The sequence below is a fragment of the Streptomyces sp. NPDC086835 genome, from assembly GCF_044745705.1.
In the GTDB taxonomy this organism is placed as follows: Bacteria; Actinomycetota; Actinomycetes; order Streptomycetales; family Streptomycetaceae; genus Streptomyces.
Window position 1 is genome coordinate 712,941 of the sequence record NZ_JBIVAU010000002.1, and the last position, 20,677, is coordinate 733,617.

Genomic DNA, 20,677 nt, shown 5'->3' on the forward strand with positions numbered 1-20,677 from the left:
GCACGGCGCCGGGGTTTGTGCCGTAGCGTCGCCGTCCTGCATCCGGGTCCGGAGGCCAGGGCGGAGCCGGACCGGAGGACAAATGGGGACCACTGCTGTCAGTGGTCCCCGTTAGCCTCTACGGGGTGACCGCACGCATCAGCGACCCCGAGCAGCTCAAAGAGCTCCTCGGCATCCCCTTCACCCCGGAGCAGACGGCCTGCATCACCGCGCCGCCCGCCCCGCAGGTCATCGTGGCCGGGGCCGGTTCGGGGAAGACGACGGTCATGGCGGCCCGGGTGGTCTGGCTCGTGGGCACCGGCCAAGTGGCACCCGACCAGGTGCTCGGGCTCACCTTCACCAACAAGGCCGCGGGCGAGCTCGCCGAGCGCGTCCGCACCGCCCTCGTCCGGGCCGGCGTGACCGACCCCGACGCCATCGACCCGGGCGACCCTTCCTCGGCCTTCGGCGGCGACACCCCGGTCGGCGAGCCGCGCATCTCCACGTACCACGCCTTCGCCGGCCAGCTCCTCAAGGACCACGGCCTGCGCATCGGACTCGAGCCGACCGCCCGCCTGCTCGCCGACGCCACCCGCTACCAGCTCGCCGCGCGTGTGCTGCGCGAGGCCCCGGGACCGTACCCGGCGCTCACCCGCTCCTTCCCCTCCCTCGTGAGCGACCTGCTCGCGCTCGACGCGGAGCTCGCCGAGCACCTGGTGCCTCCCGGCCGCCTGAAGGAGTACGACACGGAGCTGCTCCGCACCCTCGAAGGCGCCCGGCTGACCAACGCGGACCTCCGCAAGGTCCCGGAGGCCGCCGAGGCGCGCCGCGAGCTGCTCGACCTGACCCTGCGTTACCGCGCGGCCAAGCGGCAGCGGGACCTGCTCGACTTCGGCGACCAGATCGCCCTTTCCGCCGAGCTCGCACTCACCCGCCCCGAGGTGGGCACCCTCCTGCGCGACGAGTTCAAGGTCGTCCTGCTCGACGAGTACCAGGACACGTCGGTGGCCCAGCGGCTGCTGCTGTCCGGACTGTTCGGGCAGGGCACGGGCCACGCCGTCACCGCGGTCGGCGACCCCTGCCAGGCGATCTACGGCTGGCGCGGGGCGTCCGTCGCCAACCTCGACGACTTCCCCGTCCACTTCCCCCACTCCGACGGCCGCCCCGCCGACCGCTACTCGCTCAGCGAGAACCGCCGCAGCGGTGGGCGTCTGCTGCACCTCGCCAACGGCCTCGCGACGCCGCTGCGCGCCATGCACGAGGGGGTCGAGGCACTGCGGCCCGCACCCGGGGCGGAGCGGGACGGCACCGTGCGCTGCGCACTGCTGCCGACGCACGCGGAGGAGATCGAGTGGCTGGCCGACTCCATCGCCCACCTGGTCCGCACCGGCAAGGAGCCGGGCGAGATCGCGGTCCTGTGCCGTACCGCGGGCGACTTCCCCGAGATCCAGGGCGCCCTGGTCGCCCGTGACGTCCCGGTCGAGGTCGTCGGCCTCTCCGGGCTGCTGCACCTGCCGGAGGTCGCCGACCTGGTGGCGATGTGCGAGGTGCTCCAGGACCCGGGCGCCAACGCCTCACTCGTGCGCGTCCTCACCGGCCCCCGGTGGCGGATCGGGCCGCGCGACCTGGCGTTGCTCGGCCGCCGCGCGCGGCTTCTCGTCCACCACGCCTCGGCGGACGACGATCCGGAGCGGCGGCTCGCGGCAGCGGTGGAGGGCACCGACCCGGCGGAGATCATCTCGCTCGCCGACGCACTCGACACGTTCCTTGAGTCCGCCGGAGGCCAGGACGACGGCCTCCCCTTCTCAGCGGAGGCACGGGTCCGCTTCGCCCGCCTCGCCGCCGAACTGCGGGACCTGCGCCGTTCGCTGGCCGACCCGCTGATGGACGTCCTGCACCGGGTGCTGTCCACCACCGGACTCGAGGTCGAGCTGTCCGCCTCGCCGCACGCGCTGGCCGCCCGCCGCCGGGAGACCCTCGCCAACTTCCTGGACATCGCCGCCGGTTTCGCCGCGCTGGACGGGGAGGCGACACTGCTGGCGTTCCTCGGCTTCCTGCGTACCGCCGCGCAGTACGAGAAGGGGCTCGACAACGCCCTTCCTGGCGGTGAGAACACGGTCAAGGTGCTCACCGCGCACAAGTCCAAAGGCCTCGAGTGGGACGTCGTCGCCGTGCCGGGGCTCGTCGCCAAGCACTTCCCGAACGACCAGGCCCGGGAGGCCTGGACGTCACAGTCCAAGGTCCTTCCGCACGCCCTGCGCGGCGACGCGGAGACACTGCCGGACGTCGAGTCGTGGGACGCCGGGGGACTGAAGGCCTTCAAGGAGGCCATGAAGGACCACCAGCACACGGAGGAACTGCGTCTGGGCTATGTGACCTTCACCCGCCCACGCTCCCTCCTCCTCGGCTCCGCGCACTGGTGGGGCCCCAGCCAGAAGCGGCGGCGCGGCCCGTCGGCGTTCCTCAAGGCCCTGTACGACCACTGCGAGCAGGGCCACGGCGAGATCGAGGTCTGGGCGGACGAGCCCGAGGAGGACGCGGAGAACCCGGCGCTCGGCACGGCCACCGCGGACCACGCCTGGCCGCTGCCCCTGGACCCCGTCTCCCTGTCCCGCCGCCGGGCAGCAGCGGACACGGTCCTGGCGCACCTCGAAGCGCTGTCGGCGGAACAGAGCGGGGCCGGCTCCGCTGCGGGTGCGCCGGCCGAAGACGTCGACCGCGTACGCGGATCCGGATCCGAGCTCGAACCGGAGCCCGAGCCGGAATTCGACTTCGGGCCCGAGCCCGACTTCGGCTCCGCGGCCGAGTTCGAGGCCGACCTCGAATTCGGGCCCGGGTCCGGGTCCAGGCCGGGGTCCGTGACGGTGCCGCCCGCCGACCCCGGTTCCGTGGCGGTTCCCCCGGCCGACCCGGAGGAATGGGACTGGCCGACCGAGCCCCCGGAGGACGACCCGTTCGCGCCCCCGCCTCAGGCGCCGACCGTCCCGCATCAGCCGTCCCCGCACTCCGAACGCGTCGCCGTCGCATCCCCCGGAGGGGCGGGAGCCGCCGCGTACCCCTCTGCTCCCCGGAGGGCCGAAAACCCGCACCGGACATCGGGAAGGACCGAGAGGGGAGAGGCACTCACTCCCGAGGAGGCCCGCGCCATCGCGTCCTGGGACCGCGACCTCGACGCGCTCACCGGTGAACTGCGCCGCACCCGCGCGACCGTCCGTGAGGTCCTCGTGCCGGCCTCCCTCTCCGCCTCACAGCTGCTGCGCCTCGCCGCCGACCCCGACGGCTTCGCCCAGGAGCTCGCCCGCCCCATGCCCCGTCCGCCGCAGCCCGCGGCCCGCAGGGGTACCCGGTTCCACGCCTGGGTGGAGTCGCGTTTCGAGGAGCTCGCCCTGCCCATGCTCGGCCCCGACGAGCTGCCGGGCGGCGCCGACGAGCACGAGATCGCGGACGAGCAGGACCTCGCCGCGCTCAAGGAGGCGTTCGAGCGCACGCCGTACGCCCGCCGTACCCCGTACCGCGTCGAGGCGCCGTTCCAGTTCACGCTGGCCGGCCGGGTCGTGCGGGGCCGGATCGACGCCGTGTACCGGACCGGGGAGGACACGTACGAGATCGTCGACTGGAAGACGGCGCGCAACGGCGTCGCGGACCCCCTCCAGCTCGCCGTCTACCGCCTCGCGTGGGCCGAGCAGCACGGCATACCGCTCGACGCGGTGACCGCCACGTTCGTGTTCGTACGCACCGGCGAGATCGTGCATCCCGACGGTCTCCCCGACCGCGCCGGTCTGGAGCGCATCCTGCTGGGCGGGACGGCCGACGAGTCCGGCGCCGGCGCCCGTTAGGCTCAAGAGCATGAGCGAGACCCCGGACAACGCCGTCCGTACGTACATACAGCAGCACCGCGCCGCCTTCCTCGACGACCTCGCCGAGTGGTTGCGCATCCCGTCCGTGTCGGCACAGCCGGAGCACGACGGGGACGTACGGCGCAGCGCCGAGTGGCTCGCGGGCAAGCTGTCGGAGACCGGCTTCCCGGTCGCCGAGATCTGGCCCACACCCGGCGCCCCCGCGGTCTACGCCGAGTGGCCCTCCGGCGACCCGGACGCGCCCACCGTGCTGGTCTACGGCCACCACGACGTGCAGCCCGCCGCCCGTGAGGACGGCTGGAACACCGAGCCGTTCGAGCCTCTGATCGCCGACGGCCGGATGTACGGCCGCGGCGCGGCCGACGACAAGGGGCAGGTGTTCTTCCACACCCTCGGCGTGCGCGCCCACCTCGCGGCCACCGGCCGTACCGCCCCCGCGGTCAACCTCAAGCTGCTGATCGAGGGCGAGGAGGAGTCCGGCTCCCCGCACTTCCGCGCACTCGTGGAACAGCAGGCGCACCGCCTCGCCGCCGACGCCGTGATCGTCTCCGACACGGGCATGTGGTCGAAGACCACGCCGACCGTCTGCACCGGCATGCGCGGCCTGGCCGACTGCGAGATCACGCTGCACGGCCCCGACCAGGACATCCACTCCGGCTCGTTCGGTGGCGCCGTCCCCAACCCCGCGACCGTCGCCGCCCGTCTGGTGGCCGCGCTGCACGACGAGAACGAGCAGGTCACGATCCCCGGCTTCTACGAAGGCGTCGCACCGCTCACCGACGAGGAGCGTGAGCTGTTCGCCGAGCTTCCGTTCGACGAGGAGACCTGGCTGCGCACCGCGAAGTCCCACGGGACGCTCGGCGAAGCCGGCTACTCCACGCTCGAGCGCGTCTGGGCCCGCCCCACGGCCGAGCTGAACGGCATCGGCGGCGGCTACCAGGGTCCCGGCGGTAAGACGATCATCCCGTCGTCCGCGCAGCTGAAACTGTCCTTCCGGCTGGTCGCCGGCCAGGAACCCGACAAGATCGAACGCGCCGTCACGGACTGGGTCGACTCCCGCGTCCCGGCCGGCATCCGGCACGAGATCGTCTTCGGGGCCGCCACCAGGCCCTGCCTGACCCCGCTCGACCACCCGGCCCTCCGGTCCGTCGTCCGCGCCATGGGCCGTGCCTTCGACGGCCACAAGATCCGCTTCACCCGCGAGGGCGGCTCGGGACCGGCGGCCGACCTCCAGGACGTCCTCGCGGCGCCCGTGCTGTTCCTGGGCATCTCCGTACCGTCCGACGGCTGGCACGCACCGAACGAGAAGGTCGAGCTCGAACTGCTCCTCAAGGGAGTGGAGACGACCGCCCATCTGTGGGACGACATGGCCCGCACCCTTCGCTGAACAGATGTCCCGATCCGCCCCGGGGGAGTTGGAAGAACCGTGAGCACCCAGAGCTACGCCGATGCCGCAGGCCGTCCCATCGGTCTCACCGCGCCCAGCGGCATCGACCGCGAGGCGCACAACCGTCTCGACGAGGCATGGCTCGCGGCCGCGTGGAGCCATCCCACGACCCGTGTGTTCGTCGTCTCCGGTGGCCAGGCCCTGATCGACGACACCCCCGACGGCCGCACCGAGCTGGTCATGACCCCGGCCTTCGAGGCCCCGGTCACCGAGACCCACCGCTACTTCCTCGGCACCGACGAGGAAGGGGTGCGCTACTTCGCCCTCCAGAAGGACGCCCTGCCGGGCCGCATGGACCAGTCGGCCAGGCCCGCCGGGCTGCGCGAGGCGGGGCTGCTGCTGTCGCCGCGCGACGCGGGGCTGCTGGTGCACGCGGTCGCCCTGGAGAACTGGCAGCGGCTGCACCGCTTCTGCTCCCGCTGCGGCGAGCGCACCGTCATCGCCGCCGCCGGACACATCCGCCGCTGCCAGGCGTGCGGCGCCGAGCACTATCCCCGCACCGACCCTGCCGTGATCATGCTCGTCACCGACGACCAGGACCGCGCGCTCCTCGGCCGTCAGGTGCACTGGCCGGAGGGCCGCTTCTCGACCCTCGCGGGCTTCGTGGAGCCGGGGGAGTCCATCGAGGAGTCGGTGCGCCGAGAGGTCCGCGAAGAGGTGGGCGTCGGCGTGGGCGAGGTGGAGTACGTCGCCAGCCAGCCGTGGCCCTTCCCCTCGAGCCTGATGCTGGGGTTCATGGCCCGCGCCACGACGTCGCAGATCCAGGTCGACGGCGAGGAGATCCACGAGGCGCGCTGGTTCTCCCGGGAAGACCTGGGGGCCGCGTTCGAGTCCGGGGAGGTGCTGCCTCCCTATGGGATCTCGATCGCGGCCCGACTGATCGAGCTCTGGTACGGCAGGCCGCTGCCGAAGCCCGGGGACGTGGTCTGAGGCCTGTCGCGGCCGTACGACGGCCCCGGCAGACGCACGTCGGCCCCGGCCGGTCCGGTTCGCGGTGGAACCGGACTGCCGGGGCCGACGCTCGGTCCGGACTCGGGGGCTAGACGCCCACCTTCTGCTTGACCTGGGCGAGAGACGGGTTCGTCAGCGTCGAACCGTCGGGGAAGAGCACGGTGGGCACCGTCTGGTTGCCCCCGTTGGCCTTCTCGACGAAGGCCGCCGACTCGGGGTCCTGCTCGATGTTGATCTCGGTGTACGCGATGCCCTCGCGGTCCATCTGGCTCTTCAGCCGACGGCAGTATCCGCACCACGTGGTGCTGTACATCGTCACAGTGCCCTGCATCGTCTCTTGCTCCTAGGTCTCGGGGCCGGGGGGTGTCATCACCTCGGGCTAGAACGTACGTGACGCGGTAACGATTCCCGGGCCCGGTGTGACGCGGATCCGTACGGCCGGCGCGGATTCGTACGACTGATGAGGCAGCCCTGTGGACAACCGCCGCATCCGCCCCCGGCGACCTGGCAGCATGGCGGGGTGACAGCAGCAACGCACTCCTCTCTTTTCCCGCAGGTCCCCGAGTCGGCGGACGCCGTGCTCGACGGGCTCGACCCCGAGCAGCGCGAAGTGGCGACCGCCCTGCACGGTCCGGTGTGCGTGCTGGCAGGAGCCGGCACGGGCAAGACCCGCGCGATCACCCACCGCATCGCCTACGGGGTGCGGGCGGGCATACTCCAGCCCGCCAGTGTGCTGGCCGTCACGTTCACCAACCGCGCCGCCGGCGAGATGCGCGGGCGGCTGCGCCAGCTCGGCGCGGGCGGCGTCCAGGCGCGTACGTTCCACTCCGCCGCCCTCCGCCAGCTGCAGTACTTCTGGCCGAAGGCGGTCGGCGGCGAGATGCCGCGACTGCTCGAGCGCAAGATCCAGCTGGTCGCCGAGGCCGCGGCCCGCTGCCGGATCCGCCTCGACCGCAACGAGCTGCGCGACGTGACGGGAGAGATCGAGTGGGCCAAGGTCACCCAGACCGTGCCCGCCGACTATCCGGCCGCCGTCGCCAAGTCGCTGCGCGACGCACCCCGTGACCCGGCCGAGATCAGCCAGGTCTACGCCATGTACGAGCAGCTCAAGCGCGACCGCTCGGTGATCGACTTCGAGGATGTGCTGCTGCTCACCGTCGGCATCCTGCAGGACCGGCACGACATCGCCGACCATGTCCGCCGTCAGTACCAGCACTTCGTCGTCGACGAGTACCAGGACGTCAGCCCCCTCCAGCAGCGCCTGCTGGACCTGTGGCTCGGTGACCGGGAAAGCCTCTGCGTCGTCGGTGACGCCAGCCAGACGATCTACTCCTTCACCGGCGCCACCCCCGACCACCTGCTGAACTTCCGCACCCGCCACCCCGGCGCGACGGTGGTCAAGCTGGTCCGCGACTACCGCTCCACCCCCCAGGTCGTCCACCTTGCCAACGGCCTGCTCGGCCAGGCCCGTGGACGGGCCGCCGAACACCGCCTCGAGCTGATCTCCCAGCGCGAGCCGGGCCCCGAGCCCTCGTACGTGGAGTACGCGGACGAGCCCGCGGAGGCGGAGGGCACCGCCCGCCGCATCCGCGAGCTGATCGACGCGGGTGTCCCTGCCGGCGAGATCGCCGTGCTGTACCGGATCAACGCCCAGTCGGAGGTCTACGAGCAGGCGCTTGCCGACGCGGACGTCCCGTACCAGCTGCGCGGGGCCGAGCGGTTCTTCGAGCGGCAGGAGGTGCGTGAGGCCGGCATCGCCCTGCGCGGCGCGGCCCGCGCCGGCGGCAACGACGCACTGCTCGACGACGTGGAGGACCTGCCCTCCCAGGTACGGGCCGTGCTGTCCACCAAGGGATGGACCACGGAGCCGCCCGCCGGATCCGGTGCCGTGCGCGACCGCTGGGAGTCGCTGGCGGCGCTGGTCCGCCTCGCGGAGGACTTCGTGCGCGCCAGGCCGCAGGCGACGCTCGCCGATCTGGTGGCCGAACTGGACGAGCGGGCGGCCGCCCAGCACGCGCCCACCGTCCAGGGCGTCACCCTCGCCTCGCTGCATTCGGCGAAGGGCCTGGAGTGGGACGCCGTGTTCCTCGTCGGGCTCACCGAGGGCATGATGCCGATCACCTACGCCAAGACGGACGAGCAGGTGGAGGAGGAGCGCCGGCTCCTCTATGTGGGCGTGACCCGTGCGCGGCTGCACCTGTCCCTGTCGTGGGCCCTGTCGCGTGCGCCGGGCGGCCGTGCCTCCCGCCGTCCGACCCGTTTCCTGAACGGTCTCCGACCGGGCTCCGCAGCGGCCGGACCGCGGACCGCCGGCGGCGCGGGCGGTGTCGAGCGGGGCGGCGGACGCCGCAAGCGGCGCGGCCCGGTGCTGTGCCGGGTCTGCGGCAAGACGCTGACCGACGCGGGCGAGATGAAGCTGATGCGCTGCGAGGACTGCCCCTCGGACATGGACGAGGCACTGTACGAGCGGCTGCGTGAGTGGCGCTCGGGGCAGGCCAAGGAGCTGGGACAGCCCGCGTACTGCGTCTTCACGGACAAGACATTGATGGCGATCGCGGAGGCCGTGCCGGGCACCGAGGCGGAGTTGGCCGGGATCTCCGGTGTCGGCGGCCGCAAGCTCGATCGGTTCGGGGCCGATGTCCTGGCCATCTGCGCAGGTGAGGAGCCGGGCGAGGTCGACGAGGAGGACTGATACAAACTCGTCGAAAAAATGGTTTGCGCGCGCCCGGGCCAGACCCATAGGTTCTTAACCACGAAGAACAGCGGCTTCTCTGAAGCCCTGTCTTCGTGCTGTACTTATCCGAATAGCGTGACCGGCCTGTCCGGTCCTCGAGACGCCGAGAGGAGGCGATTCCAGTGATCAGCATCAAGACCAGCTTCATCAGCACCGCCAAAATGACCGATCGCTCGGTCGTCTCCGCCTGCTCGCTCGGCTTCTCCTCCGCGTTCCTCGGCACCGGTATGTCCGGCATCTCCGCCGTGCTTCCCGTGTCCGGTCTGGGCGGCCTGCCCGGCCTGGAGCGCAATGAGCGACCGACCAAGGCACTGGAAGCAGGAGTAGCAGCGGCAGAGGCTCAGGCCTATGCCTTTGCGGCGGCCAGTGCCGAGACCGAGCAGAAGACGACGCAGCACCACACGAAGTGGGCCTTCCGCGGGCTCGAACCCTGGAGTGATCCAGCCTGATACGGCATCAGGCCGGCGCCTTCAGGGCCGCGGAACCCCACCCGGGATCCGCGGCCCTTCTGTTTTCCCCAACGGGAGAACAGTGCGAAGGGGCCTCGGGACCAGAAGCACCCGGTACCAACTGCCACCCGGCCGACCGGCCGGAACGACCAGACGAGGAATCACACACCGTGCAACTCGAAGCGCACGCCCCGTCCGTACCGCCTTCCGAGACCACCTCCCCGCCCGTCCGTACCGAGGACTCCACCTTGACTCCCCTCACTGCGCTCACCGCGCTCGACGACGCCATCGAGAACCTGGGCGTGCCCGTCCCGTGCCGTTCCTACGACCCGGAGGTCTTCTTCGCCGAGTCGCCGGCCGACGTCGAGTACGCCAAGTCCCTCTGCCGCACCTGCCCGCTGATGGAGGCCTGCCTCGCGGGCGCCAAGGAGCGGCGTGAGCCGTGGGGCGTCTGGGGCGGGGAGCTCTTCGTCCAGGGTGTCGTCGTTGCCCGCAAGCGGCCGCGTGGTCGCCCGCGCAAGAACCCGGTTGCGGCATGACCGCCATCGGAACCATCGATCGACCCGTCACGCACGACCCCCAGAAGCAGGCCCCAATGACCTCTTCCACGAGCGAGCCCCAGGGCTCCGCCACCCGAGCTGTCACCACCATCGGCGCAAACGCCTCGCGTCAGAACAGGACCCGCGAAATGCAACTCATCCCAGAAGCCCTGGCTCGTGCGCATATGCACGAGCGCATGCGTGAAGTCGACGCGGAACGCCAGGCCGTGCGCCTGGTCGCCGCCCGACGCATGCAGCGCCGCGCCGAGCGCGTGTCGATGCGCGCGCGCCGCGCACTGGCCATGGCCGTCATGCACTGACGGCGAAGCCGTCCACGCGGGGGCCGGTCCTCACGGACCGGCCCCCGCGGTGCGTTGTGACGCGCACGCGCCGCCGGGCGGCGATATCGTCGCGAGGTGGACCAGGACAGGACTCCCCACCCCGAGCAGCCGGGGGACGAGGGCACCGTGTGCGCCGGCTGCGGCAAGGTCGCCGACGGGCCGCCGGTGACCTGGACCTGCTCCGTGGAGGACGGCGTCCGCCATTACCTCTGCGAAGACTGCGCCCGTGACAACATCCGGGCGATCGAAGGCCGGCTCGACCCGCAGTGGTGGTGACCGTCTCCCGCGTGCCGTCCGGATCCGGAGCCGCTCCAGGGGCCGTCAGGCTCCCGCCTCCAGTACGGCGCCGTCCGCGCTTTCCTCGTCCGCCTCCGCGGCGTCCTCCACGACGAAGCCGGGCAGCCATTCCTCGAGCTCGCCGCGGAGCCGCACCGTCGCGTTCAGCTGGCAGAGCACGCCGATCGTGCTCAACGTCACACGGTGTATCAGCAGATACGCGGGCGGCAGGTTGAGCTGCTTGCCGAGCTGGTGCGCGGGAGAGCGGACGTCGGCGATCCGGGCGGCCTGGGTGCGCATCCAGCCGCGGGTGAAGGTGAATTCCTCCGCCTCCGCCGGCTCGATGATCGGCAGCAGGTAGTCGAGCACCGCTTCGGGGTCGAGGTCGATCGACTCCTTGACGAATCCCTCTTCGCACAGCAGCCCGTAGACAGCCTCCGCCTCGCCTTCGAGGGTCATCCGCAGACATGCGCCGATGGTGTCGGGAAGCCCGCCCGGCAGCCGGTCCACCGTGCCGAAGTCGAGGACACCCAGACGCCAGCCCTTGCCGTCGTCGTCGGGAAGCAGACGGAAATTGCCGGGATGCGGGTCGGCGTGGAGAAGTCCCGTGCGCGCCGGGCCGGAGAAGAGGAACCGGGCCAGCAGCTGACCCGCCCGGTCCCGTTCCTCGGGGGTGCCGCCGGAGATGACCTCGGCCAGCGGTATGCCGTCGATCCACTCGGTCACCAGGACCTGGTCGCTCTGGTGGACCACGTCCGGTACCAGGACGCCGGGATCGTCCGCGAACTCGGCGGCGTGCTCCCGCTGAGCCTGGGCCTCCAGTGCGTAGTCGAGCTCTTCCGAGACACGGTCACGCAGCTCGGAGATGAGGGGCTTGATGTCCATGCCCGGAATCAGCGGCCCCAACAGCTTGGCGAAACGGCTCAGTTGCGCCAGGTCGGACAGCAGCGCGTCCCCCGCCCCCGGGTACTGCACCTTCACGGCGACCTCGCGCCCGTCGTGCCACACCGCACGGTGCACCTGCCCGATGGACGCGGCGGCGGACGGCTTGTCCTCGAAGCTGAGGAACAACTCCCGCCAGTCCTCCCCGAGGCGCTCCTCGAGCACCGAGTGGACTGTCCGTGTCGGCATCGGAGGCGCCGCCTCCTGAAGCTTGGTCAGAGCGGCTCGGTAGGGGCCGGCGATCTCCTCGGGCAGGGCCGACTCGAAGACGGACAACGCCTGCCCGAACTTCATCGCACCGCCCTTGAGTTCCCCCAGCACCTTGAACAGCTGCTCTGCCGTGCGCTGTTGCAGCTCCCGCGCCACGATCTCTGCCGACTTGCCGCCGATCCGCTTTCCCAGCCCCCATGTGGCGCGGCCGGCGAATCCCAGTGGCAGCGCTGCCAGCTTGGCGGTCCGGGTGACCGCCTTCCGGGGAAGATCAGACATGCGCCCCTCCAAATCCCAGACAGCGTGCCGCTTTTGCCGACGGCATCATTCCGCCGACCGCGTGTACCCGTTCATTGTGTCGTGTGCCGGACCTACTGCTGAGGTGTGCCTCCTCTCAGTTTTCCCCGCCGCACTGCAGGGACAGTCGAGGTGGGGTGTGATCCGTTCCGACCGCCAGGACAACTGCGGCAGCGAAACCTCCCATCTGGCCCCGGTGCTCACCGGTGCCCCGCCGTCGAGGAAGGACAGCGCGTGGCACGCGGCCGTCCCTGCCACGGCCGTCGCCAGCGCGACATCGCAGGCGGGCACGGTCCGGCGCCGCCCCGAGCGCCACTGTGCCAGCAGCCGCCCCCTTCCTGGGTCGAGCTCGGCCTGGCCCCGCTCCATGCAGCCCGCGCACGCCGTACATCCCGGCAGCACGAGGGGACCGATGACGCCGGTGGCCTCCACAACGCCCGTATAGAGATGGGGTGTGCCCGTCGTGATCCATCTCTCCGCGTCGCTCGCGGCGGGGGCGTAGGCGGCCAGCCCGTCGCGCGGTGCCACGACGACGAGGCTGAGGCCGGGCCCGCCATCCGGGTCCTGTGCCTCCGCGGCACGTGGAGGCCGGTCGGGGGCCGCCCGGCGGACGAGCCGCCGGGCCGCGGTGTCCCTGCGCTCGCCGACCGCCTCCACGGGCAGGCCGCCCGGTGCCACATCACCCGGCTCCGTGATCCCGCCGTCCAGTACCTCGACCCGCCCCACGCCCGCGGCCGACAACGTGGCGGCGATCGACGCACCCACGCGCCCGGCCCCGCGGACCTGCACCCGTATGGCCCGCCGGGCGGCCACGAGTCCTGCCGCGCCGCCCGGTTCGGGATGGATCACGGACAAAGCGGCGATGTCGGGCCGCAGCCGGTCATGGGCCGCCGCCCGCTTGCGCAGCGCGGCGGCCGCCGCACCTCCGGCCGTCGGGTCGTCGAGCAGGCCCGCGGCGGTCAGTCGTTGCACCAGGGCCTCCGCCCGACCCTCCGGCAGGCCCATCGCCCGCGCCTCCTCGCGCAGCAGAGGCAGTCCCCGGGTCCCGTCCAGCAGCTCCATCAGGGCACCGGTCGCGGTGTCGACCGGCCCCAGAGTCACCGCATGGGCGGGTGTCACTCCGAACTGCACGGACTGGCGGTCCCGCCATGCCCGCCGCAAGGCAGGCTTCATCATCGGATGCATTCCGTTTCCCCCGTCGATCTTTGTCCTCGGACCGTCTCCGAGCCGTTGTCAGAATGCGGGGCCGCGGCGAGGCGTGTGAAAAGTTGTCCACAGGTTCGGGGTATTAGTCGTTCAAATGGTGCAGCCATCGGGCGGATCAAGCGTGCGGCGTCCAGGGACACGACTTCTCCCAGGGACAGCGGGTAACGTCGGGGCCGTGCCCGTCGACCCACCCGCTCGCCTCGCTGGGGAGACCTCACCGCACAGCGCGGGAGGTCAGCAGCGCAGCGCGCAGCGTCCCCCGCCCCGCGGATCGGGGACGAGCGCGGTCGAGGTCCGCCGCAGCGCCCGGCGCAGCAGAACGGTCTCCGCCTACCGCGAGGGGGACCGCACCATCGTCCTGATCCCCGCGAGGATGTCGGAGGCGGAGGAGCGGCGCTGGGTCGGCGTGATGCTCGACAAGCTGGCGGCGCAGGAGAGCAAGCGGGTACTCGGTGACGCCGAACTGACGGAGCGTGCGGAGCGGTTGTCCGCCCAGTATTTCGACGGGCGTGCCAGACCCGCGTCCGTGCGCTGGGTGACGAACCAGAACACCCGCTGGGGCTCCTGCACTCCGGCCGAGGGCAGCATCCGGCTCTCCCACCGCCTGCAGGGCATGCCGGAGTACGTGGTGGACTACGTGCTCCTCCACGAGCTGGCCCACCTGCTCGTTCCCGGTCACGGACCCCGGTTCTGGCGGCTGCTGGAGGCATACTCCCGCACCGAGCGGGCCCGTGGCTACCTGGAGGGCGTCGTCGCCGCCGGCCGGCTGCCGCACCTGCCCGCCGATCGCGGAGAGTGACTGTCGACGGTCCTGTACCGAATGTGTACCGGCTTGGCTCAATCTCACACCCAGCGGTTAGCCTGACGCGACGCATTCAATTCGGGATGGGGGACGGTCGTAACGCATGGCCAGGGAATTCCAACGCGGCCACAAGGCCAAGATCAGTGATCTCACTCCGGGAACGGATCTGTACGTGGGCGTGCAGATCGCGGCTCCTGGTCTGACCTTCGACATCAGCTGCTTCGGACTTGATGCCAACGAGCAGCTCTCCGACGACCGGTACTTCATCTTCTTCAATCAGCCGAAGTCGCCCGAGGAGTCCATCCAGCTGCTCGGCGCGCAGTCCGGCGACACCGAGTCGTTCCGCGTCACGCTCGACCGCATCCCGGCGAACATCCACAGGCTGTCCTTCACCGCCACGATCGACGGTGCCGGTCAGATGTCGCAGATCGGCCCCGGGTACATCCGCATCGTCGCAGGCGGCGAAGAGGTCGTCCGGTACGCCTTCACCGGCTCCGAGTTCACCACCGAGCGCGCCGTGATGCTGGGTGACTTCTACCTCAAGGACGTGTGGCGTTTCGCCGCCGTCGGCCAGGGGTTCGACGGCGGTCTCGAAGCTCTGCTGAAGAACTTCGGCGGCGAGGTCGCGGAGGAGGAGCAGCCCGCCGCCCAGCAACCGCAGGGCGCCGCGCCGTCGTTCGCCCCGCCCCCGCAGGCGGCGGCCCCGGCTCCGGCCTTCGGCGCTCCCGCACCTCAGGCACCGCAGGCTCCCCAGACGCCGCAGCCCGCGCCGGCCTTCGGCGCGCCGGCGGGCCAGGCCCCCGCGGCCCCGCAGCCCCAGATGCACAGCGCCCCGACCATGGCGGCGCCGATGACGCCGCCGGCCGGGACCGTTCCCCCGCCCGCTCCGTCCCCGTACGGACAACCGCCGCAGCAGCCTCAGTACGGGCAGGTCCCTGGGCAGATGCCGGGTCAGATGCCCGGCCAGGTCCCGGGGCAGATGCCGCAGCCGGGAATGCCGTCGCCGTACGGCCAGCAGGCTCCCGCCCCGTACGGTCAGCAGCCCCCGGGCGTGCCGCAGGGCGGGATGCCGGGGGGCGTGCCCCAGACCGGCGCCGGTCTCCAAGCGGCCCTGCAGCCGTACCGCGAGACGGCCACCGGCCAGCGGTGGACCCCGCAGAATCAGCAGCTCATGCGGGTCGACCTGACCATGGGCGGCATGCCCGTCCTGGCACGCCAGGGCAGCATGGTCATGTACCAGGGCAAGGTCGACTTCAGCTACAAGGGCGCCGGGTTCGCCGGCCGGGTCGTCGGGAACGCCACCGGTCAGGAGATGCAGCTGATGCGCTGCACCGGACGCGGCCAGGTGTTCCTCGCCGAGGACGGCTCGCACCTGCACCCCATCGAGCTCCAGGGCGACGGGATCTGCGTCTCCGCCGAGAACGTCCTCGCCTTCGACGAGTCCCTTCAGCACGAGGTCCGCCGCATCGAGGGCCACGGCATCCCCGGCGGCGCGCTGTTCACGATGATGTTCCAGGGCACGGGCACCGTCGTCGTCAAGACGCACGGCATCCCCGTGGTCCTGCCGGTCACGCCGACCACGTTCGCCGACTGCAACGCGGTCGTCGCGTGGTCGGCCGCCTCGCAGGTCATCCTCTCCAGCCAGGTCCGGCTGCGCCGCAACGCGTACCCGGGACACAGCGGAGAGACCGTGAACCTCCAGTTCCGGGGCGCCCCCGGCAACTTCATCGTCGTCCAGCCGTACGAGGTCTGAGGGAGCCCTGTCAATGAACCAGCAACTCGCGGGCTTCGCCCCGACCCCCGTGGTGGCCCGGATGGAGAACCACGGCCGCACCATGCTCAAGGTCGCCATGACCACCGGTCAGGACCTGTACGCGCGCACCGGCTCGATGGTCGCCTACGAGGGCTTCGTCCAGTACGAGCCCAACCCGCCCGCCGTCCGCCAGATCGCTGCCCAGTGGGTCACCGGCGAGGGCGCGCCCATCATGAAGTGCTCCGGTGACGGCCTGCTCTACCTCGCCGACTACGGCGCCGACGTGGTCGTCATCAACCTCAACAACGACTCCCTGTCGGTCAACGGCACCAACGTCCTCGCCTTCGACGCGCACCTCCAGTGGGGCGTGGAGAAGGTCAAGGGCCTGGCCAAGTTCGCCGGCCAGGGCCTGTGGAACGTGGAGATCGCGGGCACCGGATGGGTGGCCCTGACCTCACGCGGCACGCCCATCGTCGTCGACTGCGGGCGCGGCGAGGACGAGACGTACGTCGACCCCGACGCGCTCGTCGCCTGGTCCCCGAACCTGAAGGTGAAGGGCAAGCGCAGCTTCAAGGCGTCCTCGCTCATCGGGCGGGGCAGCGGAGAGGCCTACCAGATGGCCTTCTCCGGCCAGGGCATCGTCGTCGTACAGCCGAGTGAGGACAGTACCGACCGCCTGCGGATCCGGCACTGAGGGGGAGCGGGAACACATCATGCAGAGTCCTCTTTTCAGCAACACAGAACAGCAGAGCCAGGACCGGTACGTCGTCCAGAACCCGCAGCTGCTGCGGGTCGCGCTGACCGGGCACGACGACATCCTGGCCCGCAAGGGCGCCATGGTGGCCTACCAGGGGCTCGTCGACTTCGACGGCGAGTACCAGACGAGCAGCCAGCGCAGGGCCCGCGCCAACACCGGTGAGGGTCTCGACCTGATGCGCTGCTCCGGGCAGGGCACGGTCTACTTCGCCAACCTGGCGCAGTACGTCCACGTGGTGGACGTCGACCAGGAGGGCATGACGGTCGACAGCTCCTACGTCCTGGCGCTCGACTCCACGCTGCACACCGAGGTGATCGCGGTGGACAGCCAGTACGGCATCTCCGGGTCGGGCAAGTACCAGCTCAACATCTCGGGCCGGGGCAAGGTCGCGCTGATGACCTCCGGCCAGCCGTTGATGATGCAGGTCACCCCGGACAAGTACGTCAACGTCGACGCGGACGCCATCGTCGCCTGGTCCTCGGCGCTGCGGGTGCAGATGCAGGCGCAGACGCACTCCTCCGGTGTCCGCCGCCGCGGCGGCAACACCGGTGAGGGCTGGGAGCTCAGCTTCCTCGGCCAGGGCTTCGCCCTGGTCCAGCCCAGCGAGGTCATGCCGCCGCAGAACGCCGATCTCGGGCAGGGCGTGCGCGCCCAGTTCGGAGTCGGCCAGCACGGTTCCCAGGCCCAGAACCAGAACAACGCCTGGAACTAGCGCGGAAGCACAGCACGGGTAAGGGGCGGTCGCCATCGCGACCGCCCCTTACCCGTGCCCTCGGCTAGCGCCGGAGGGCTTTCCGGGTGCGCTCCATGAGCTGTACGACGGACGTGTCGGCCACGCCGGACACCTCGTCGTAGCGGAACCAGCGCAGGTCCAGAGACTCCTCGCTGATGGCCTCGATCGCCCCCGCCGGGGCGAGGGCCGCGTACTGCACGTCCAGATGCCAGTGGCACGGTGCCGGAATGGCGTGCCGGTCCAGGGTGACCGGACCGCCGGGCAGCAGCGACAGCCCCGGGATACCGGACTCCTCCGTCGCCTCGCGCAGCGCCGCCGCGGCCAGGGACGTGTCGCCCGGCTCGCAGTGGCCGCCAGTCTGGAGCCACATCCCGAGCTTCTTGTGCAGCGTCAGCAGCACCCGCCCGCGCTCGGGGTCGATCACCAGGGCGCTGGCCGTCAGATGTCCCGCCCCGCAGGACTTCCACATGCCGTCCGGATGGGCCTGCAGGTGGTCCAGGTACGTCCGGCGCAGCTCCCCCTGGCTCCCTTGCCCGTCGTAGTCCTTCAGGACGAGGAGCGCGTCTTCATGGAGGCTCACTTGTCCGTCTCGTCCTCGTCCGTCCCAAAGTCGTCGGTCTTCTCCGTGCCGGGCTTGTGGCCCTGGCCGCCGGCCGCTTCGCCGAGCATCTTGTCCAGCTCGGAGAAGTCCAGCTGCTCGCGGTGGACGAAGCCGTCCGGGTCGTCGAGATCGGTGGCCGTCGGCAGCATGTCGGGGTGCTCCCACAGACCGTCCCGCCCGTCCATGCCGCGGGCGTCGGTCAACGATGCCCACAGCCGTGCCGCGTCCCGCAGCCTGCGCGGACGGAGCTGAAGGCCGATCAGGGTGGCGAACGTCTGCTCGGCGGGCCCGCCGGAGGCGCGGCGCCTGCGCAGCGTCTCGCGCAGCGCGCCCGCGGACGTCAGACGCGACGAGGCGGCCTCGTGGACCACCGCGTCCACCCAGCCCTCGACGAGCGCGAGAGCGGTCTCCAGACGGGCCAGGGCGGCCTTCTGCTCGGCGGTGTCCTCCGGCTGGAACATGCCCTGCTGGAGTGCTTCCTGAAGCTGCTCGGGGTGCGTGGGGTCGAACTGGCCGACCACGTCCTCCAGCTTGGAGGTGTCCACCTTGATGCCGCGGGCGTAGCCCTCGACCGCGCCGAACAGGTGTGACCGCAGCCACGGCACGTGGGCGAAGAGCCGCTGGTGGGCGGCTTCGCGCAGGGCCAGGTACAGCCGGACCTCCTCGCGGGGCACGCCGAGGTCCTTGCCGAGCGCCTCCACGTTCAGCGGGAGGAGCGCGGCCTTGCCGGCCGGACCGAGCGGCAGACCGATGTCGGTCGAGCCGACCACTTCGCCCGCCAGCACACCGACGGCCTGGCCGATCTGCTGCCCGAACATCGCGCCGCCCATGGAGCGCATCATCCCGATCAGCGGCCCTGCCATGGCCTGCATCTCCTCGGGCAGCACATCGCCCATGGCGAGACCGACGCGCTCGGCGACCGGGTCCACGAGCTGCTGCCACGCCGGCAGCGTCGCCTCGACCCACTCCGCGCGGCTCCAGGCGACGGCCGTGCTCGCGCCGGAAGGCAGCGACGTGACGCCGTCCAGCCACAGGTCGGCCAGCCGTACGGCCTCCTCGACCGCGGTCCGCTCGACCGGGCCGACGCTCGCGTCCTTGGTGCCGTCCGGTGTGCCCTGGGCGACGGTCTGGCGCGCGATCTGCTTGGCCATGTCCCAGTTGACCGGGCCGCCCTCGTAGCTGAGCATCTGGCCCAGCTGCTGGAAGGCCGCGCCCAGGTCGTTCGGGTTCAGGGAGCCGAACATGGCCGCGAAGGGGTTGTCCCCGCCGCTCTCCCCGAAGCCGAACCCGAAGGGGTCGGCGGGGGAGGACCCGCCGGAGCCCTGGCCACCTCCTGCGGGATCCTTCTTCTTGCCCTCGTCGCCGTTCTCCGGCTCCTCCGGCGGAAGGCCGAATCCGAATGGGGTGTCACTCACGGGTTTCCTCGGCTCGTAGGGCCGCCGGCTTCCTGCCGGCGGCGACTGCCCGACAACACCATCCAGCGTAGACATCCGAACCGCTTACGGGCTCGATGCTCCGCCGACACTGGGCCTGCGGCAGGATGGACGCCACCTGGTGCGTATGCGTCATTCGCTCACGTACTGAAGACAACCGCTGGAGACGCCTGGTGAGTTCCCCAGATCCGCAGGTTCGCGCAGCGCGAAACCACTCAACCCCGACCGGGGGCGGCGGGCCGTCGGGCCGTGGCCCCGTCGTCGCCGTCACCGGTGCCGCCACCGGCGTCGGCGACCTCCTCACGAGGCGGCTGGCCGCGTCGGAGGAGGTCAAGCAGGTCGTGGCCCTGGACGAACGCCGGGGCGAGGTGTCCGAGGCCCAGTGGCACATTCTCGATGTGCGGGACCCGGCCATCGCCGAGAAGCTGCGCGGCGTCGACGTCGTGGTGCATCTGGCGCTCGACCTCGACCTGGAGTCCGATCCCGCCGCGCGGACCGCGTACAACGTGCGCGGCACCCAGACCGTGCTGACGGCTGCCGCCGCCGCCGGTGTGCACCGTGTCGTCCTGTGCACCTCCGCCATGGTCTACGGGGCGCATCCCGACAACGACGTCCCGCTCGCGGAGGACGCGGAACTGCGTGCGACCGCGGAGGCGACGGGTGTCGGCGACCTCCTGGAGATCGAGCGGCTGGCCCGCCGGGCTCCGCGCGCCCACCCCGGTCTCAACGTCACCGTGGTCAGGCCTGCCGTCCTGGTGGGCGGCACCGACACGGCGCTCACCCGCTACTTCGAGTCGCCGCGGCTGCTGGTGGTCGCCGGATCACGCCCCACCTGGCAGTTCTGTCATGTGGAGGACCTGGTCAGCGCGCTCGAGTACGCCGCCCTCGAGAAGGTCGAGGGCGAGCTCGCCGTGGGCTGCGACGGGTGGCTGGAGCAGGAGGAGGTCGAGGAGCTCAGCGGCATCCGGCGCATGGAGCTGCCCTCTGCGGTCGCCCTGGGCGCTGCGGCCCGGCTCCACCGGATCGGGCTCACGCCCTCGCCCGCCGGGGACCTCGCCTACACGATGCACCCCTGGGTCGTGAGCGTGAGCGGCCTGCACGACGCCGGCTGGCGACCGCAGTGGACCAACGAGGAGGTGCTGGCCACGCTCCTGGAGGAGGTGGAGGGCAGGCACACGGTGGCCGGCCGCCGCCTCGGCCGCAAGGACGCCACGGCCGCGGGCGCAGCGGGTGCGACCGTCGCGCTGCTCGGCACTGCGGCCCTGGTGCGCCGGGCGCGCAAGGCACGGCGGAGGATCTGAGGCGGCGGGCGCGGGACGCTGTAGGAGGCTCCAAACGGGATCGTCCCCGAACGGTCGAACCGGCTATTC

The 20,677-nt window shown here is 71.4% G+C and carries 18 protein-coding genes; 13 read left to right on the top strand and 5 right to left on the bottom strand.

Annotated features, from left to right (window positions below; translation table 11 throughout):
* The first annotated feature begins 125 nt into the window (after nucleotides 1-125).
* Genes ACIPJI_RS09375 through nudC form a run of 3 tightly spaced genes read left to right on the top strand, consistent with a single transcriptional unit; the run spans nucleotide 126 to nucleotide 6,213 of the window.
* Nucleotides 126-3,815 (top strand): ATP-dependent helicase, encoded by a 3,690-nt coding sequence (locus ACIPJI_RS09375; protein ID WP_402245345.1) that lies wholly within the window; start codon nucleotides 126-128, stop codon nucleotides 3,813-3,815.
* Nucleotides 3,816-3,825: 10 nt separating this feature from the next.
* Nucleotides 3,826-5,223 carry a dipeptidase gene (locus ACIPJI_RS09380; RefSeq protein ID WP_402245347.1) on the top strand — a complete coding sequence of 466 codons (1,398 nt, stop codon included), beginning with the start codon at nucleotides 3,826-3,828 and terminating at the stop codon, nucleotides 5,221-5,223.
* Between the two features lie 39 nt (nucleotides 5,224-5,262).
* The gene (nudC, locus tag ACIPJI_RS09385) at nucleotides 5,263-6,213 is read left to right on the top strand and encodes an NAD(+) diphosphatase (RefSeq protein WP_356621330.1); all 951 of its coding nucleotides are present in this window, start codon (nucleotides 5,263-5,265) and stop codon (nucleotides 6,211-6,213) included.
* A gap of 109 nt (nucleotides 6,214-6,322) precedes the next feature.
* Here the strand turns inward: nudC and ACIPJI_RS09390 are convergent, their stop codons facing one another.
* Nucleotides 6,323-6,565 (bottom strand): mycoredoxin, encoded by a 243-nt coding sequence (locus ACIPJI_RS09390; protein ID WP_005312266.1) that lies wholly within the window; start codon nucleotides 6,563-6,565, stop codon nucleotides 6,323-6,325.
* A gap of 129 nt (nucleotides 6,566-6,694) precedes the next feature.
* On the opposite strand from ACIPJI_RS09390, the gene ACIPJI_RS09395 reads away from it, so the two are divergent.
* The 5 genes from ACIPJI_RS09395 to ACIPJI_RS09415 all read left to right on the top strand — a co-directional run bounded on the left by ACIPJI_RS09395 (nucleotide 6,695) and on the right by ACIPJI_RS09415 (nucleotide 10,573).
* On the top strand, nucleotides 6,695-8,926 hold the full coding sequence (locus ACIPJI_RS09395) for an ATP-dependent DNA helicase UvrD2 (RefSeq protein ID WP_402245348.1): 2,232 nt from the start codon (nucleotides 6,695-6,697) through the stop codon (nucleotides 8,924-8,926).
* Between the two features lie 164 nt (nucleotides 8,927-9,090).
* Nucleotides 9,091-9,417 carry a hypothetical protein gene (locus ACIPJI_RS09400; RefSeq protein WP_356621332.1) on the top strand — a complete coding sequence of 109 codons (327 nt, stop codon included), beginning with the start codon at nucleotides 9,091-9,093 and terminating at the stop codon, nucleotides 9,415-9,417.
* 170 nt (nucleotides 9,418-9,587) lie between these two features.
* On the top strand, nucleotides 9,588-9,956 hold the full coding sequence (locus tag ACIPJI_RS09405) for a WhiB family transcriptional regulator (RefSeq protein WP_005312256.1): 369 nt from the start codon (nucleotides 9,588-9,590) through the stop codon (nucleotides 9,954-9,956).
* Nucleotides 9,953-10,276, top strand: a complete 324-nt coding sequence (locus tag ACIPJI_RS09410; protein WP_307708176.1) for a hypothetical protein — start codon at nucleotides 9,953-9,955, stop codon at nucleotides 10,274-10,276. Before ACIPJI_RS09405 ends, ACIPJI_RS09410 begins: the two co-directional genes overlap by 4 nt.
* Before the next feature lie 96 nt (nucleotides 10,277-10,372).
* Complete coding sequence (locus ACIPJI_RS09415; protein ID WP_307708177.1) at nucleotides 10,373-10,573, top strand: hypothetical protein; 201 nt, start codon at nucleotides 10,373-10,375, stop codon at nucleotides 10,571-10,573.
* A gap of 45 nt (nucleotides 10,574-10,618) precedes the next feature.
* Here ACIPJI_RS09415 and ACIPJI_RS09420 read toward each other — a convergent pair whose 3' ends face one another.
* Nucleotides 10,619-12,004 (bottom strand): AarF/ABC1/UbiB kinase family protein, encoded by a 1,386-nt coding sequence (locus ACIPJI_RS09420; protein WP_356621333.1) that lies wholly within the window; start codon nucleotides 12,002-12,004, stop codon nucleotides 10,619-10,621.
* 45 nt (nucleotides 12,005-12,049) lie between these two features.
* Nucleotides 12,050-13,207, bottom strand: coding sequence for a ThiF family adenylyltransferase (locus ACIPJI_RS09425; RefSeq protein ID WP_402245351.1), 1,158 nt, complete (start codon nucleotides 13,205-13,207; stop codon nucleotides 12,050-12,052).
* 196 nt (nucleotides 13,208-13,403) lie between these two features.
* On the opposite strand from ACIPJI_RS09425, the gene ACIPJI_RS09430 reads away from it, so the two are divergent.
* The 4 genes from ACIPJI_RS09430 (at nucleotide 13,404) to ACIPJI_RS09445 (ending at nucleotide 17,252) form a co-directional block, all read left to right on the top strand.
* The gene (locus tag ACIPJI_RS09430; protein ID WP_402245353.1) at nucleotides 13,404-14,027 is read left to right on the top strand and encodes a SprT-like domain-containing protein; all 624 of its coding nucleotides are present in this window, start codon (nucleotides 13,404-13,406) and stop codon (nucleotides 14,025-14,027) included.
* Between the two features lie 106 nt (nucleotides 14,028-14,133).
* Nucleotides 14,134-15,783 carry a TerD family protein gene (locus ACIPJI_RS09435; RefSeq protein ID WP_356621336.1) on the top strand — a complete coding sequence of 550 codons (1,650 nt, stop codon included), beginning with the start codon at nucleotides 14,134-14,136 and terminating at the stop codon, nucleotides 15,781-15,783.
* Between the two features lie 13 nt (nucleotides 15,784-15,796).
* Nucleotides 15,797-16,477 carry an AIM24 family protein gene (locus ACIPJI_RS09440; protein WP_307708182.1) on the top strand — a complete coding sequence of 227 codons (681 nt, stop codon included), beginning with the start codon at nucleotides 15,797-15,799 and terminating at the stop codon, nucleotides 16,475-16,477.
* Nucleotides 16,478-16,496: 19 nt separating this feature from the next.
* Entirely contained in the window at nucleotides 16,497-17,252 is a 756-nt protein-coding gene (locus ACIPJI_RS09445; RefSeq protein ID WP_402245355.1) for an AIM24 family protein, read from the top strand.
* A gap of 64 nt (nucleotides 17,253-17,316) precedes the next feature.
* Here ACIPJI_RS09445 and ACIPJI_RS09450 read toward each other — a convergent pair whose 3' ends face one another.
* A complete protein-coding gene (locus ACIPJI_RS09450; protein WP_402245357.1) occupies nucleotides 17,317-17,853 on the bottom strand; it encodes an NUDIX hydrolase in 537 nt (178 codons plus the stop codon).
* The gene (locus ACIPJI_RS09455) at nucleotides 17,850-19,289 is read right to left on the bottom strand and encodes a zinc-dependent metalloprotease (RefSeq protein WP_307708185.1); all 1,440 of its coding nucleotides are present in this window, start codon (nucleotides 19,287-19,289) and stop codon (nucleotides 17,850-17,852) included. Before ACIPJI_RS09455 ends, ACIPJI_RS09450 begins: the two co-directional genes overlap by 4 nt.
* A gap of 191 nt (nucleotides 19,290-19,480) precedes the next feature.
* Between ACIPJI_RS09455 and ACIPJI_RS09460 the strand changes: the two genes are divergently transcribed.
* On the top strand, nucleotides 19,481-20,608 hold the full coding sequence (locus tag ACIPJI_RS09460) for an SDR family oxidoreductase (protein WP_307708186.1): 1,128 nt from the start codon (nucleotides 19,481-19,483) through the stop codon (nucleotides 20,606-20,608).
* The last annotated feature ends 69 nt before the right edge of the window (nucleotides 20,609-20,677 follow it).